Annotated in this window: 14 protein-coding genes; all 14 read right to left on the reverse strand. The window is 40.0% G+C overall.

Annotated elements, in window-relative coordinates; translation table 11 throughout:
• Window positions 1-249 precede the first annotated feature (249 nt).
• Window positions 250-540: a GIY-YIG nuclease family protein gene (locus RQ907_RS01220; protein ID WP_311491584.1), complete on the reverse strand. Its 291-nt coding sequence runs from the start codon at window positions 538-540 to the stop codon at window positions 250-252.
• Window positions 541-722: 182 nt separating this feature from the next.
• The gene (sdaAA, locus tag RQ907_RS01225) at window positions 723-1,610 is read right to left on the reverse strand and encodes an L-serine ammonia-lyase, iron-sulfur-dependent, subunit alpha (RefSeq protein ID WP_311491585.1); all 888 of its coding nucleotides are present in this window, start codon (window positions 1,608-1,610) and stop codon (window positions 723-725) included.
• Window positions 1,611-1,620: 10 nt separating this feature from the next.
• Entirely contained in the window at window positions 1,621-2,280 is a 660-nt protein-coding gene (sdaAB, locus tag RQ907_RS01230; RefSeq protein WP_311491586.1) for an L-serine ammonia-lyase, iron-sulfur-dependent subunit beta, read from the reverse strand.
• Window positions 2,281-2,358: 78 nt separating this feature from the next.
• The gene (locus RQ907_RS01235) at window positions 2,359-3,570 is read right to left on the reverse strand and encodes a dicarboxylate/amino acid:cation symporter (protein WP_311491587.1); all 1,212 of its coding nucleotides are present in this window, start codon (window positions 3,568-3,570) and stop codon (window positions 2,359-2,361) included.
• A 533-nt stretch (window positions 3,571-4,103) separates the two neighbouring features.
• Window positions 4,104-4,583 (reverse strand): staygreen family protein, encoded by a 480-nt coding sequence (locus RQ907_RS01240; protein ID WP_311491597.1) that lies wholly within the window; start codon window positions 4,581-4,583, stop codon window positions 4,104-4,106.
• A gap of 5 nt (window positions 4,584-4,588) precedes the next feature.
• The gene (locus tag RQ907_RS01245; RefSeq protein ID WP_311491588.1) at window positions 4,589-5,116 is read right to left on the reverse strand and encodes a hypothetical protein; all 528 of its coding nucleotides are present in this window, start codon (window positions 5,114-5,116) and stop codon (window positions 4,589-4,591) included.
• Window position 5,117: 1 nt separating this feature from the next.
• Window positions 5,118-6,101: a radical SAM/SPASM domain-containing protein gene (locus RQ907_RS01250; protein WP_311491589.1), complete on the reverse strand. Its 984-nt coding sequence runs from the start codon at window positions 6,099-6,101 to the stop codon at window positions 5,118-5,120.
• A gap of 144 nt (window positions 6,102-6,245) precedes the next feature.
• On the reverse strand, window positions 6,246-7,376 hold the full coding sequence (locus tag RQ907_RS01255; RefSeq protein WP_311491590.1) for a haloacid dehalogenase-like hydrolase: 1,131 nt from the start codon (window positions 7,374-7,376) through the stop codon (window positions 6,246-6,248).
• Window positions 7,377-8,741 carry a class II fumarate hydratase gene (locus tag RQ907_RS01260; RefSeq protein ID WP_311491591.1) on the reverse strand — a complete coding sequence of 455 codons (1,365 nt, stop codon included), beginning with the start codon at window positions 8,739-8,741 and terminating at the stop codon, window positions 7,377-7,379.
• Entirely contained in the window at window positions 8,741-10,159 is a 1,419-nt protein-coding gene (locus tag RQ907_RS01265) for an aspartate ammonia-lyase (protein ID WP_311491592.1), read from the reverse strand. The genes RQ907_RS01260 and RQ907_RS01265 overlap by 1 nt, the downstream gene beginning before the upstream one ends.
• Window positions 10,160-10,306: 147 nt before the next feature.
• Window positions 10,307-11,395 (reverse strand): sortase, encoded by a 1,089-nt coding sequence (locus tag RQ907_RS01270; protein WP_311491593.1) that lies wholly within the window; start codon window positions 11,393-11,395, stop codon window positions 10,307-10,309.
• A 474-nt stretch (window positions 11,396-11,869) separates the two neighbouring features.
• The gene (gene nagA / locus RQ907_RS01275; RefSeq protein WP_311491594.1) at window positions 11,870-13,000 is read right to left on the reverse strand and encodes an N-acetylglucosamine-6-phosphate deacetylase; all 1,131 of its coding nucleotides are present in this window, start codon (window positions 12,998-13,000) and stop codon (window positions 11,870-11,872) included.
• A 32-nt stretch (window positions 13,001-13,032) separates the two neighbouring features.
• On the reverse strand, window positions 13,033-13,230 hold the full coding sequence (locus tag RQ907_RS01280; protein ID WP_311491595.1) for a hypothetical protein: 198 nt from the start codon (window positions 13,228-13,230) through the stop codon (window positions 13,033-13,035).
• A 234-nt stretch (window positions 13,231-13,464) separates the two neighbouring features.
• Window positions 13,465-13,657, reverse strand: a 193-nt coding sequence (locus tag RQ907_RS01285) for an AraC family ligand binding domain-containing protein (RefSeq protein ID WP_311491596.1), incomplete at its 5' end; no start/stop codon positions are given.

Below are 13,657 nucleotides of genomic sequence, written 5' to 3' on the forward strand. Positions count from 1 at the left end.
TATAAAAGTGAAATCCCAAGTCCCGACCAGAGCCAATCCTTAGTTGGTCCAGAGATTTCTCCATGCGTTCGTTTCACTCACTTAGTCGAAACGAGGGGTGTGGTGTCGGGATTTGTTCACCTCCCCCCCTCGTCTCGACCGAGCGTAAGCGAGTGGAGAGATCTCTCGCCACCTTTATATAATTTATATGGTAAAGGTGTCAAGTTATTTTAAAAGCAAGGTTCATTTTACAAACAAAATCCCAAGTCCCTACCCCAACAATCCCCAATATAAATCTATCCATTTTGGGTTCATTTTACTTATTATTTTATCTTTCTTTTTTCTAGACCATTTACCAACTTGGTGTTCCCTTGCTCTTGCGCTTTGGATATCATCATAGCATTCATAATATATCAACCTTGTCACATTGTATTTGTCAGTGAAGCTATCTTTCAATAGGTGTTCCTTATGCTCGTAGATTCTTCTGATTAAGTCGGTTGTTGAGCCTTTATATAATACTTCGTTTGTTTCATTTGCGAGCATATAAAAATAAGCTGCCATAACTTCTCCTTCATATTTATTAATATTTATATACCCAATATTTTGTTTGTCAAAATTTTAAATTTAATTACAAAAACATCCCAAGTCCCAACCAGAGCTAATCCTTTGTTGGTCCAGAGATTTCTCCATAGTTTACCTCGAGCGTAGTCGAGAGGAAACAAGGGGTAGTGTTTGACTTTGTTTTATTCTTCTTCTGGGACCTTGTCTATATATTTTTTCTTTAGTTTGATTGATGATGGGCAGACTGCTATACCTCCTTCTCCTGTTTCACGGAGTCTTTCTGGTAAGGAATCGCCTACTCTTTTCATGGCTTCTACTGCTTCATCGAAGCCTACAAACATTTCTACACCTGCCATTGCCATGTCGGCGCTTGCTAGGGCGTTCATGATGCCGTTGGCGTTTCTTAGGTTGCATGGAAATTCTACCATGCCTCCGATTGGGTCGCAGATTAGTCCCATGATATTTAAAAGGGCGGCTGTGGCTGCGTTTTCTTGGATTTGTATATCGTAGCCTCTTAGGTAGCATACGGCGGCGGCTGCCATGGCTGCTGCTGATCCTGTTTCTGCCTGGCATCCTCCTTCTGCTCCTGCAAAGGTGGCGTTGTCGAAGATGACTTGGCCGATTTGGGTGGCTATGAGGAGGGCTTGGCATAGGCTTTTGTCATCACATCCGTATTTGTGTTTCATGGTCATGAGTGTGGCTGGGATGATGCCGGCTGAGCCTGCTGTTGGGGCTGCTACTATCCTGCCCATGGCGGCGTTTACTTCTGATGTGGAGAAGGCCATTGCCATGGCTGTGGAGGCTACTTCTCCTAGGACTGCCTCGCCTTTGAGATAGTAGTCGTGCATTTTTTTGGCATTGCCTCCTGTCATGCCGGTGACGCTTCTGACGTCTTGGGCGAGAGCTTTTTCGGATGAAGCTTTCATGACGTCTAGGGTTTTTTGGAGTCTAGCAAAGATTTCTTCTTCTGTTTTGCCTGTGTTTTCTATTTCATCTTTGATGGCTAGTTGCCAAAGGTTTAGGCCTTCTTTTTGGCATCTTTCCTTTAGTAATTTCATTGTAGTAAGCATTTTTCCTCTCCTATTCTATATATTTTAAGAAGGTGAAGTCTTTGCCTGCCCTGATTTTTTCAAGGATGCCTTCTTTTAGGGGTTCGTCTAGTTCGCAGACTAGCATTACATTGTCGCCGTCTTTGATGGTTTTCATCATGTGGATGTTGTAGCCATATTCAAAGAGGATGCCTGATACGTGGGCGATGACGCCTTTTTGTTCGCCATAGGACATGAAGAGGGTTGGTTTGTTGGCGTAGTATTCGATGGAGTTGCCATTTACTTTTGTGATTACTATCGCTCCCCCACCTATGGATGAGCCTTGGACTTCGAGTGGAGTCCTGTCTGGGTATTTGAATACTATCCTTACTGTATTTGGGTGGACTGCACCGAGGTCTGTCTCGAAAAATTGGTATTTGATGCCGGCTTGGTCGGCGTAGTCGAAGGAATTTATTATCCTGTCGTCATCTGGTTCAAATCCTAATACTCCTCCGACTAGGGCCCTGTTTGTGCCGTGGCCCTTGTAGGTTTTGGCAAAGGATCCGTGGAGGTAGAAGTCTACTTCGTTGAAATTTCTATCTACCATTTTTCTTGCAATATTGCCTATTTTGCAAGCTCCAGCTGTATGTGAACTTGATGGGCCTACCATTATTGGGCCCATTATGTCAAATATCGAAGAATTTACTGCCATAATAGCTCCTTTTCTAAATTATAAAGGGGCTGTTAACTTATTTTCGTTAACATCCCCTATTTGCAAAAATTTTACGTCTTATTTAACTGGGTCTGGTGTCCAGTTTTTGTCTCCTAATATGTTTTTATGATAGAACTTATCTACTGCTACTGCTAGGGCTGTGTCGCCTGAGATGTTTGCTGCTGTACCAAATGAGTCTTGGGTTAGGTATAGGGAAATAGCAAGACTTGCCATGGCTGACTCTGGGCTGATGCCTACTATTGGTAGGAATGGTAGAGCTGACATGATTGCTCCACCTGGTGCGCCCGGTGCTGCTACCATAGCTACACCAAGGATAGCTATAAGTTGTATCATTAGTCCGTATGAATGGTTCATATTGTACATGGTGAGGATTGTGAAGACACAACCTGTTATAGTAATCATAGAGCCTGGCATATGGACTGTAGCTCCTAGTGGGATAACAAATTCTCTGATGGCTTGAGATACACCGTTGGCCTCAGCACATTCTATGTTAACTGGAATAGTAGCTGCAGATGATTGGGTACCAACTGCTGTGAAATATCCTCTTAGCTCGTTTTTGATCATAGCAAATGGATTTTTGCCTGCATATGAACCTGCCACTAAGAACATGATTGTAATGTAAACTAGGTGGAGGGCAATGATGCAGATAAAGATTTTCCAGAAGATTGAAAGAACTGCAAATACAGATCCTGTGTAAGCCATCTTGGCGAAATTACCCATGATAAAGAATGGTAGGACTGGCACTATGGCTACTGCTAGGACTTGGGTGATGATTTGGTTAAATTCATCAACTGCTCCATAAAGGAATTTGCCAGAGCCTTTTTTTCTTAACCATGAGATGCAAATACCCAACATAAAGGCGAAGATAATACCACTTGTAACTGTGAAAAATGGTGCTATCTCAACTGTGAAATATGGGGCGAGTTTGATTTCATCTGCGGCTTGGATGGCTGCTACTTGGCTATCGTTGATAAAGTTAGGGAAGATAGCCCTTGCCATGAAGTATGATGCAGAACCAGCTACGAGTGTTGAGCAATAAGCTATGGCTACTGTGATACCAAGCAATTTTCCAGCTCCTTCTCCAAGGTCTGCTATACCCTTAGTAACGAAGGCTAGGATCATAAGTGGGATTATGAAACCAAGGAAGTTACCAAAAATAGATGAAAATGTTACAAAAATTCTAACTATTTTTTCTGGTAAATATGTACCGATTAGAATACCTAGTATAATACCACAAATCATTCTTGGAATTAAACCGATTTTTTTCATTTTTCTCTCCTTTTCATATAAAGATGTAAACCTTTGCAAATTTTGTAGAAAGTTTTCTAGAAATGAGAATATTTTAGAATATACATTCTGTATTATTTGCAAAATAATTTTCCATAAATGTGGTCATTTCTAAAAAAATATTTTCCTACCTACTAAAATTATATAATAGCAAAATGTTTATGTCAACAGATTTAGAGAGGTTTTTGTGATAATTTTCTGCCTTCTTATTTTCCCAATATGTCTAAAACGTGTCATCCATCGCCTTGTATCCCCTTACAATTTTGAAAATTTTAGAAAAATATTTTTTAATAAGTTTTAGCTAATTAATTTATTAACAATCTACAATCCTCATTTCAAATGATTCTTCGCCCATAAAAAGCCTTTATCTTTAATTTTTGATATGAAGTCTGTTGTAATATTTTTTTGAAAAATTTTTGTAAAAAAATTTCCACCTCTTTAATTGGCAGTTGAATTTTTAAAAATTTGTAGAATATTCTCCTGTACCTAGGATGAATTAAAAAAACATCTGGGCCTTAGTGGTCAGATGTCTTTTTGTATTTTGCCAAGTCTTTGTAGTTAAAGCCTGGTTGGTAGTCCACAAGTTTCCCATCCTGGTAGATGAAATCGTGGAGGTTTTTTTCTATTATTATTTTGCCTAATTTTTGGTCTTTTGACTTGTAGATTTCTTTTATTTTGACTTTTGTATCTGCTTGTGTCAATTTTCTTTCTGCCTTGATCATGGCGAGGATTGAGTTTCTGAGATGGTCCTCAAAGATTAACAATCTCCCTTCTGGTGTGTAGGCACTTTTTTCATTGTCTAAGATACATGAAAAGACAAAGTATCCGTCTTCCCATTCGCCAAAAACTTCATCTAGCTGGTCAGAAAACTCATATTCACCAAAGTCTTTAAGGATGTGGACAAAAAGCTTACCTGTTTGGTCATTGTGGGCTAGGATGTATTTCCTATTCTCTAGGGGCAGGTCTTTGGCTGATTCGTGTTCCCTTACTTCCATATTTTTCACGCTAGAGCCATCCTTTTGCCAAAGATTTTGGCTGTGTATTTACTTGCTCCTAGGCCTACAAAATAGATTATTATGCAAATTATCATGGTTGGAATAAAGCCTGCTTGAACAAATCTAGAGTTTGGGACAAATTTTGTTACTATAAAATATGAGGTCCAAACTGATAGGGATGACCTGATTGGTACTGAATAGACTATGTTTTCTAGCTTGTCGTAGTTTTTAAAGATGATTAGGGTTAGGATATCACATAGGACTCCGGATGCGACACCAGCTATTGCCCCAAATATGGAAAATTTCATCATAAATAGACCGTAGGCTAGGGATATGAAGGTGACTGTGCCTATCTTTCTTGTTTGCATGGCTGTGGCTGTGTAGATAAAGCTAAAGACCGGTGCTGTGACTAGGACTCTGGATGATGGGATTGGTAGGGTTAGGCTGATTGAATAAAGTATTTTGCCTACTACTATCATCATGGCTAGGGAAAGGCCCATTAGGACCCAATCTTTTACTGTAAATTTTTTCATTTTAATCTCCTAAGGAACAATAGTTATCAAATTCCAAATAATCTCCTGTGTTAGCGAAGGCTCTCGCCCTGCATCCTCCACAAATTTCATTATAGGAGCAAGATCCACAAGCTCCCTTGTAAGTTTCGTAATTTCTCAAATTTTCAAAGACTTCTGAATTATTCCATATATCTAAAAAGGATTTCTCTCTCAAATTGCCGGCTGTAACTTCTGCATAAGGGCAAATATTGACCCTGCCATCATAAACGACCGAACAATAGGACGAACCTGCTATACATGCCTTTCTCACTTTTGGATCAAGGCCTAGGTCTCTGGCTATGACTGTCGATTGGGGTGCGCAAGTTGGCTTGATGAAGAGGTCTGACTTGTATTCCAAAACTTCTTTTATGGCTTTGAGGTATTCTTCCTTTGATAAGTAAACTCCTCCCAAATCCTTGCCCCTGCCTGTCATTACCAAAAAGAGAACGTGGACAGAGCTTGCCCCGAGTTTTGTGGCAAAGTCTAAAAGAGCGTGGATTTCATGCAGGTTTATTTTTGATATGGTTGTGTTAATTTGAACTTTTACTCCGTTTTCTTTAAGAAGCTCGATTCCCTCTAAAGTTTTGTCAAAGGCTCCCTCATAGCCCCTAAATTCATCGTGGGCAACTTTGTCGGTTGAGTCTATAGATACGGCAACCGACCTTATGTATTTTTTTATATTTCCTATGTTTTCTTCGTTTATAAGGGTGCCATTCGAACCTAAACATGTATAAAGACCGAGGTCTTGGGCATAGGCTGCAAGTTCAAAAATGTCAGGTCTCATAAGGGGTTCTCCACCGCTGAGTTTGATCATATTAAAACCAGCTTCCTTCATATCCCTAAAAAGCGCCTTGCACTCTTCCGTACTTAGCTCTCCCGAGGTATCAACGTCTTCGCCAGAATTTCTATAGCAATGCTTGCAATAGAGGTTGCAGGCTCTGGTGGTGTTTAATGAAACAATTTTCAAATATCTTCCCTCCTTGTATTTTTTTCCATAATTTAATTATGACAGATTTTAGGACTATACCAAAGAATTTTAGGGAAACTAAAAGATGAAAATCAATAATTTTCCAATTGATTTTCACCTTTTTTTCTAAAATTGAGTAGTTTTCTATCTCGATCTTTCATCTTTGATAAATTTCTTGGCGTATTGGTCTCTGGCTTGGAGGATGATGGTTTCTGACCCTCCAAGGGCCTTGGCTTTTAGCCTGTTTATGGCTCCGTACCTTGCCCTATCTATTATGAGCCTTAGCTGGGTTTCTTCAAATTCTGTCATCATAGAATAGTCCCCATCGCTATCGCCACCTACCATGATTGGCCCGTAGTTGTTGGTATTTTGGATGTATTTTCTAATAGTTTCAGACTTGCCTTCGTTTTGGGTTCTTGGGAAATTGTGGTCGAGAGCTGGGAGGATTTTCCCTTCCTCATCCTTGGCAAGTCTCATACCAAGGACTTTTGCTTGGTCAAAGTTGTAGGAATTTCTTATTGCAAAGGCCCTTACTATGTCGATAAAGGACGCAGATACAATATAAACATCAATACCTTCTCGCTCTAGGCTGTGGTAGAGGTCTGCCATTTCTCCTATATCTCCGAGGCCTACAAAGTAGGAGGTGGAAATTTGCCCTGCTTGGGATTTGATTTCTGGGGAGGTGAAGATTTCCCTTCTGGGATTTTCTTTTTTTAGGCTAGCGAAGGCTTTTTGGCAAAATTCTTCGATTTGGTCTTGGTTGTAGTTGGCAAAGAGAAAGGTTATCCAGCAATAGGGATCTCTGGCGTTTTTGTCGTAGACTGCTGCCTTGTAACGAAAAATCATCTTGGCAACAAATTCCTTGTAAGCATTGGTTTGCTTAATTATTTCAAAAGGCACATCTCCCCCTAGCCTGTCGCTTGTCCCATAAATTCTCTTGTAGACATCGTAAATATCGGCCGAAATCTGATCTATATTTACAGGATTTCCATCAATGTTCTTATAAGGGTGGGCAAAGTCAGCCTTGTCCACATTTTTCCTTATGATTTGGTAAAGGTCTTGGGGATTGATTTTAAAGGCGAGTTCTGTTACCAAATAATAAAAGGCCGCTTCTTCCACATCTCCGATAATGGAAGTGTTGTCCCAGTCAAAAACTGCAAAGGGCTTTTTTTCTGGATTGTAGGCAGGGTTGTCCCTTCCGTGGTCTCTTATTAACTTGTTTATAAAGGTAAAGGCCCTGTCATTCCAAGAGCCTTTTTGTATATATTCTTTCATTTAAACCATCTTTTCTGGATCTACTATTTTTATAAATTCTTCATCTGTCACATAGGCGAGTTGTGCGTTTGCCTCTCTTAGACTTATTTTATTTTTGTGGGCAAATTTTGCAAGGTCGCTTGCCTTGTCATAGCCAATGTGTGGGGAGAGGGCTGTGACAAGCATGAGGGATTTGTTGAGATTTTCCGCAATTTTTTCCTCATTTGCCACAAGGCCTTTGACTAGGTGAATATTAAAGGAATGTAGGCCCTTACTAAGGATTTTCACCGAATCCACCATCTTATAAAGTATAAATGGCATATAGGCATTTAGCTCGAGTTGCCCCAGAGAGTTAGCAATGGTGATAGCCGAGTCATTTGCCATTACTTCTAGGCAAATCATAGCTAACATCTCAACCTGGGTTGGGTTTACCTTGCCAGGCATAATAGAAGAGCCGGGTTCATTTGACGGAATAATTAATTCACCAATCCCCGTCCTAGGCCCTGATGATAAAAACCTGATGTCTTCAGCGATTTTTAGTAGGTCAGAAGCTAGGATTTTGATAGCTCCGTGGGCCTTGGCCATGCCATGTTTGCTTGATAGTTGCAAAAATTTGTTGGGGTCAGCCTTCAAATCTAGACCTGTGATGTCCGATAAAACTTCTGCCATTTTCCTATCGTAGCCTTCTTTTGTATTTAGGCCTGTGCCAACAGCTGTGCCCCCGATTGCCAAAAATTCCAATGCCTTGGCCGATTGCCTTATATAGTCCCCGTCCCTTTTTATGAGGTCGGCGTAAGTTTTGATTTCATCTGATAGTTTAAGAGGAGTTGCATCCTGGAGGTGGGTCCTGCCCGTTTTTATAATCCCCTTAAAGTCCTCTGCCCTTTTATAAAATTCTTCGGCAAGGCCGTCCACTTCTGGGAGGAGGTCTTCTTTTATTAGCCTAAGGCTTGTGATGTGCATGGCTGTTGGAAAGGCATCGTTGGTTGACTGGCTCATGTTGACGTGGTCATTAGGATGGATTGTCGAATCTCCCAACATTTCATTTGCCAAGTGAGCGATTACTTCATTTACATTCATGTTGGTTTGGGTGCCTGATCCCGTCTGGTAGACTGTGAGGGGAAATTGGTCCTCAAAGCCACCTGCCAATATCTTATCGCAGGCTTCTACAATAGCATCTTTGTAAGAGTTTTGAAGTTTTCCTTGCTTATTATTTACCATTGCTGCTGCCTTTTTGACTAGGATAAGGGATTTGATTTGGTCATAGGGAATTGTGGCAAGTCCTTGGGGGAAATTTTCGTAGGAACGTTGGGTTTGAGCGCCCCAAAGCTTGTCATTTCCTACCTTGATTTGACCCATAGAATCTTTTTCAATCCTGTAATCCATCAGTCTTTCTCCATGTGTTCTTCTTCTAGGATTCCTGGTTGGGTCATCTTTCTGTAGTCTAAAATCTTATCGACTTCTTCACTGGTCATGAGTTTTTTCTCGAGAATTATTTCCCTGATTGGTCTTGCCTCTCTCATGGACTCTTTGGCTATAGATGAGGCCATATCGTAGCCTATGTGTGGGGCGAAGGCTGTAATGATTCCGACAGAATTTTCTACCTTGGCCCTTAGTTTTTCCTTGTTGGCAGTGATTCCTTCTATACAATTTACAGTTAGGGTTTGGATGGCTCCCCTAAGGGTGGTTATGGATTGGATTAGGGCATAGAAAATGATTGGTTCAAAGGCATTTAGCTCCAGTTGGCCAGCTTCAACCGCCATGGTCACTGTTAGGTCATTTCCTACAACCAAAAAGGCAACCTGGTTTACAACCTCTGGTATGACTGGGTTTACCTTGCCTGGCATGATTGATGAACCTGCCTGTTTGGCTGGAAGTTTGAAGTCTGAAATACCTGTGGTTGGGCCGGAGGATAGGAGTCTTAGGTCGTTTGCCACCTTTGAAAGGCTGGCTGCAAAGGTTTTGAGGACGGAGGATGCAAATAAAAATCCATCTAGGTTTTGGGTAGAGTCGATTAAATCCTCAGCCTGTTTCAAATCTAGTCCTGTGATTTCCCTTAAAACTCGGTCGATATTTTCTACAAAATGATCATCAGCGTTAAGGCCCGTGCCCACAGCTGTGCCTCCGAGGTTGATTGAAGAAAGCTCTTCGATAGCCTTTTTAAACCTCATTAGTCCCCTTTCCACAACCCTAGAATAGGCCTTAAATTCCTGACCAAGGGTGATTGGAACTGCGTCTTGGAGCTGAGTTCTGCCCATTTTTACAAAGTCATCAAAGTCAACTGCTTTTTTATCTAGGGCAGCGATTAATTTTTCTGTATCGCTTGCTAGGTCTTCTATGTAGCGAATTATAGCGATTTTGCCTGCTGTTGGGATTACGTCATTGGTGGATTGGCCGAGGTTTACGTGGTCGTTTGGGTGGATGTGTTCGTAGTGGCCGAGACTACCTCCAAGTGCCACATTTGCTATATTTGCAATAACTTCGTTGGCATTCATATTAAAAGAAGTACCTGCTCCACCTTGGATAGGATCGACAATAAAGTCTGCCAGGTATTTGCCAGCGAGGATTTCATCACAAGCTGCCACTATGGCTTTACTTTTCTTATCTGAAAGGATGCCAACCTTGTTGTTTTGGATGGCACAGGCTTTTTTTATTTCAACTATGGCCCTAATAAAATAAGGGTCCATGGCCTTGGCTGTGATTTTGAAATTTTCATAGGCCCTGTAGGCGTTGGCTCCATAATAAGCGTCCTTTGGGATTTTAAGCTCTCCTAAAGAATCTTTTTCGATTCTGAATTCTGTCATAGTTCACTCCTTCAAAAAAATTAAGTACTACTTTAATTATAAACCATGCAAACGGTTTTTCCAAATAAAATTTCTTTGCCAAGAGAGCTTTAAATATAAAAAACCCCTCCATCCTAAATCGGGATTTTGGGGTCTAAGAATAACTTTTTATTTTCTTTTTTTGCTGGCAAAGAAAGCTGTTGAGCTAGCTCCTAAGCCGAGGATAGCAAGGATTGATGATCCTACACCAGTTTTTACGTTTTTGGCTGGATTTTTAGCGTCTTTTTTGGCTTCTTCTTTAGTTTCTGCCTTGGCTTCTTCTTTAGTTTCTGCCTTGGCTTCTTCCTTGGATTCTTTTTTTGTAGCTTCTATTGTTTGGTCTACTTTTTCAGCTTTTTGGACTGTGGCTGGTGATTTTTCATTTTTTACATAGACTATATCACCATTTTCAAAGTATGTACCATCAGCTAATTTAACAAGGACTATAGGTTTGACAAATTTTGTATTTGCTGGTAGTTTTGTGATTTCTATTTCATAACCACCTGCTACTTCTTTTACCTTGTAGTCTTCCCTAGGGAGTTCTTGCTTCTTGTATTTTGGAGTTGATGAAGAAACCCCATCTACCTTCATTGCCTTGTAATCATCTTCTGTAACGTAGTTTAATTTAATAAACTTGCTGTCGCTTTCGCCTGCTTTTTTAAGGCCCTTAAGGCTAGATTTTATCATGATTTTGTTTTGATTTAAACCAGTGTAAGCCTTGTTGTTGTGTGGGTTTTTGTTGGTTCTTTTGCCAAGAACTTCGAAATTTACAAGGGCCTTGTGGGTGTAGTCCCTGAATATACCTTGTTTTTTGCCGTTAATTTTTTTGAAAGGAATTTTTTCTATTTCTTCAAGTTTGGCTTGGTCAATTGCTTGGTCAGCTAAAAGTTCTTTGGCTCTAGCTATTGATTTTTTGATATCTTCCTTGGTTTGACCCTCGTAGGCTATGGATGGGTTGTCTACAGATGCTTCGTCCATAGATCCCAAATATTTCTTAAGGTCTGCCTTGGCCTTGGATACTTTTTCATCGAAGTCTTCTTCTTTGTTATCAAGGAATTTTTCAACTAATTCCTTAGAAGATAGGGTTTCGGTTTGTTCGCCAGCAACATCTTCTTTTGGCATTTCTTCATTTATTTCGCTCGCCCTTACCTGGCCAGGAAGGAAATTTATAGCCAACAAGAGAGCTAGGCCTAAACTAGCTTTATTTTTTATTTTCATTATAACCTCCTAAATTATCTTCAAATAACAAAGCCTATTTGAGCTAGGAGCAGCCTGTGCCTGCAAGATCAGATTTTTTGCAAAGAGCCGGTGAAGTCCACAGATTTTTAGGATTTATCGGAAAAGTCTAAAATCTTTTCTAACATGATTTCGTAATTTACACACTTCACCAAGCTCTAAACTCCGAATAATCTAGGTTCGAAGCCTCGGCTAGCAAATCAGATTTTTTGCAAAGAGCCGGTAAATTCCTAATTTTTTGGACTTTTCATTAAAGCTCAATTGTTTTTATTTATAAACGACCTAATTTAAACACTTACAAAGGCTCTAACCCCCTCACGGATAGGTTTGTTATTAATTTATCTTTGATAATTCAAAATAATTATATTAAATTTTTTAAAACTTGTCAATAATGATTATCGATATCTTAAAAACGCAAAAAACTCCCGTTTCCGGGAGGCTTTTACGAGAATTTTCTTATTTTCTATAGACTTCTTGGCCATTTAGGTAGGTGGCCTTGAGGTCTAAATCATAGTCAAAAACAATAAAATCTGCTGCGTAGCCCTCGTGGAGCTTGCCACAAACATTATCTATACCAACAGACTTGGCAGGCACTAGGCTTGCCATCTGGATAGCTTCGAAAATGTCAGCAATTTCCCAATCCACAACATTTTTGATAGCTTCCTTTAGCTTGAGGATAGACCCAGCAAGGGCTCCCCCATCCTTAAGTCTAGCTGTGCCTTCCTTGACAATTACAGGGAAATCTCCCAAGAGATAGTCGCCATCAGCCATACCACCTGCGCTCATACAATCTGTAATTAAAGCGATTTTGTCCCTACCCTTGGCATTCATTAAGATACCTGCTGCGTTAGGGTTTACATGGTGGCCATCACAAATAAGCTCAGAAATCGCATCTGTTGCCATAGCAGCGCCTACCATACCAGGTTCCCTGTGGTGGAGGCCACTCATGGCATTAAAAGTGTGGACAAAAATATTTGCACCTGCATCAACAGCAGCCACAGCCTGGTCAAAAGTCGCATCAGAATGGCCAAGGGCAACTCTGACTCCCATTGCATTCGCCTTTTTGATAAAATCTTCCACCCCGTCCCTTTCAGGCGCAATGGCAATTTTATTTACAAGTCCGTCGGAAATCTCAATCCAATCCTTTAGGTAATCAATCTTTGGATCTGACATGTGTTCTGGATTTTGGGCGCCCTTGTATTTCTCAGTGAAAAATGGACCTTCAAGGAAAATCCCCCTGACCTTGGCCCCTTCCACATCCTTGTATTCTTCAGCAACACGCTTAAGGGCCGCATCTGTTTTTTCCTTAGAATCTGTAAGGGTTGTTGGCAAAAAGCTAGTCACTCCGCACTCCAAAAGGCCCTTGGAAATCACATTTAGCGCACCTTCCTCAGCCTTCATGATATCTTTGCCGTGGTAACCATGGATGTGGGTGTCAACAAGACCCGGAGCCACAAACTCACCCAAATAAGTATAATCCCCCGGCTCATTTTTGGAAAATCCAACAATAACCCCATCTTCTACTTCCATAAAATAATCTTCAAGCATTGTATCTTCTAAAATAAAATAATCCGCCTTAAAAAACATAAACACTCCTTTTTAAAGTCAAAGCTTAATACCTACTCAACCTTACTTGCATCATTAGCAAATAAGCTAATCCAAGTTTCCTTTTTAAAGATTTTGCTAAGGCTTAAAACCAAAACTATAGCCGCCAATAGTCTAATTAACAAGTTATCCCTAGTAGCCAAGGCATTAGAGGCAACAACAATAAGACAAATATGGTATATGATAATGATAATTTTCTTAAACTCCTCCATAAAACCTCCAACCTATAAAACTTTCTATTAAATTAATACACTTTTTAAGTGGTAATTACCATTATTTTTTAAAAAATCACCTTCCACCACTTGATAAATATTGCCTATCTTTGTTTTATGAAAGATAATCATGTTAAGTAAGAAGACAGAAAACAAAAAAAGACAAGTCAACAACCTATCTCTTTTTGCCTAATAGATTAAACTATATAATCATTAACCTATGAGTCTCAATTTTTATATCCTAGCCTTAATAACCATTAAATCACTATCTTCAATAGCTTCCAAGGCGTGCATTTCGTCTGGTTTCATCAAGATAATATCTCCAGGAACAATGATTTCTTTTCCATTTTCTCCAGTGAAATTTACTTTCCCTTTATAAATTACCACTACTACATTTTTATCTGACTTATGACTTGGCACCTCTTCA

Source organism: uncultured Anaerococcus sp. (assembly GCF_963510575.1).
Classification (GTDB): Bacteria; Bacillota; Clostridia; order Tissierellales; family Peptoniphilaceae; genus Anaerococcus.

Bases quoted from the DNA above. Each gene is read 5' to 3' on its own strand.
- RQ907_RS01270 (WP_311491593.1), bottom strand. From the start codon at position 11,395: ATGAAAATAAAAAATAAAGCTAGTTTAGGCCTAGCTCTCTTGTTGGCT.
- RQ907_RS01260 (WP_311491591.1), bottom strand. From the start codon at position 8,741: ATGGATTACAGGATTGAAAAAGATTCTATGGGTCAAATCAAGGTAGGA.
- RQ907_RS01220 (WP_311491584.1), bottom strand. From the start codon at position 540: ATGGCAGCTTATTTTTATATGCTCGCAAATGAAACAAACGAAGTATTA.
- RQ907_RS01245 (WP_311491588.1), bottom strand. From the start codon at position 5,116: ATGAAAAAATTTACAGTAAAAGATTGGGTCCTAATGGGCCTTTCCCTA.
- RQ907_RS01265 (WP_311491592.1), bottom strand. From the start codon at position 10,159: ATGACAGAATTCAGAATCGAAAAAGATTCTTTAGGAGAGCTTAAAATC.
- RQ907_RS01280 (WP_311491595.1), bottom strand. From the start codon at position 13,230: ATGGAGGAGTTTAAGAAAATTATCATTATCATATACCATATTTGTCTT.
- sdaAB (WP_311491586.1), bottom strand. From the start codon at position 2,280: ATGGCAGTAAATTCTTCGATATTTGACATAATGGGCCCAATAATGGTA.
- sdaAA (WP_311491585.1), bottom strand. From the start codon at position 1,610: ATGCTTACTACAATGAAATTACTAAAGGAAAGATGCCAAAAAGAAGGC.
- RQ907_RS01255 (WP_311491590.1), bottom strand. From the start codon at position 7,376: ATGAAAGAATATATACAAAAAGGCTCTTGGAATGACAGGGCCTTTACC.
- RQ907_RS01235 (WP_311491587.1), bottom strand. From the start codon at position 3,570: ATGAAAAAAATCGGTTTAATTCCAAGAATGATTTGTGGTATTATACTA.
- RQ907_RS01240 (WP_311491597.1), bottom strand. From the start codon at position 4,583: ATGGAAGTAAGGGAACACGAATCAGCCAAAGACCTGCCCCTAGAGAAT.
- nagA (WP_311491594.1), bottom strand. From the start codon at position 13,000: ATGTTTTTTAAGGCGGATTATTTTATTTTAGAAGATACAATGCTTGAA.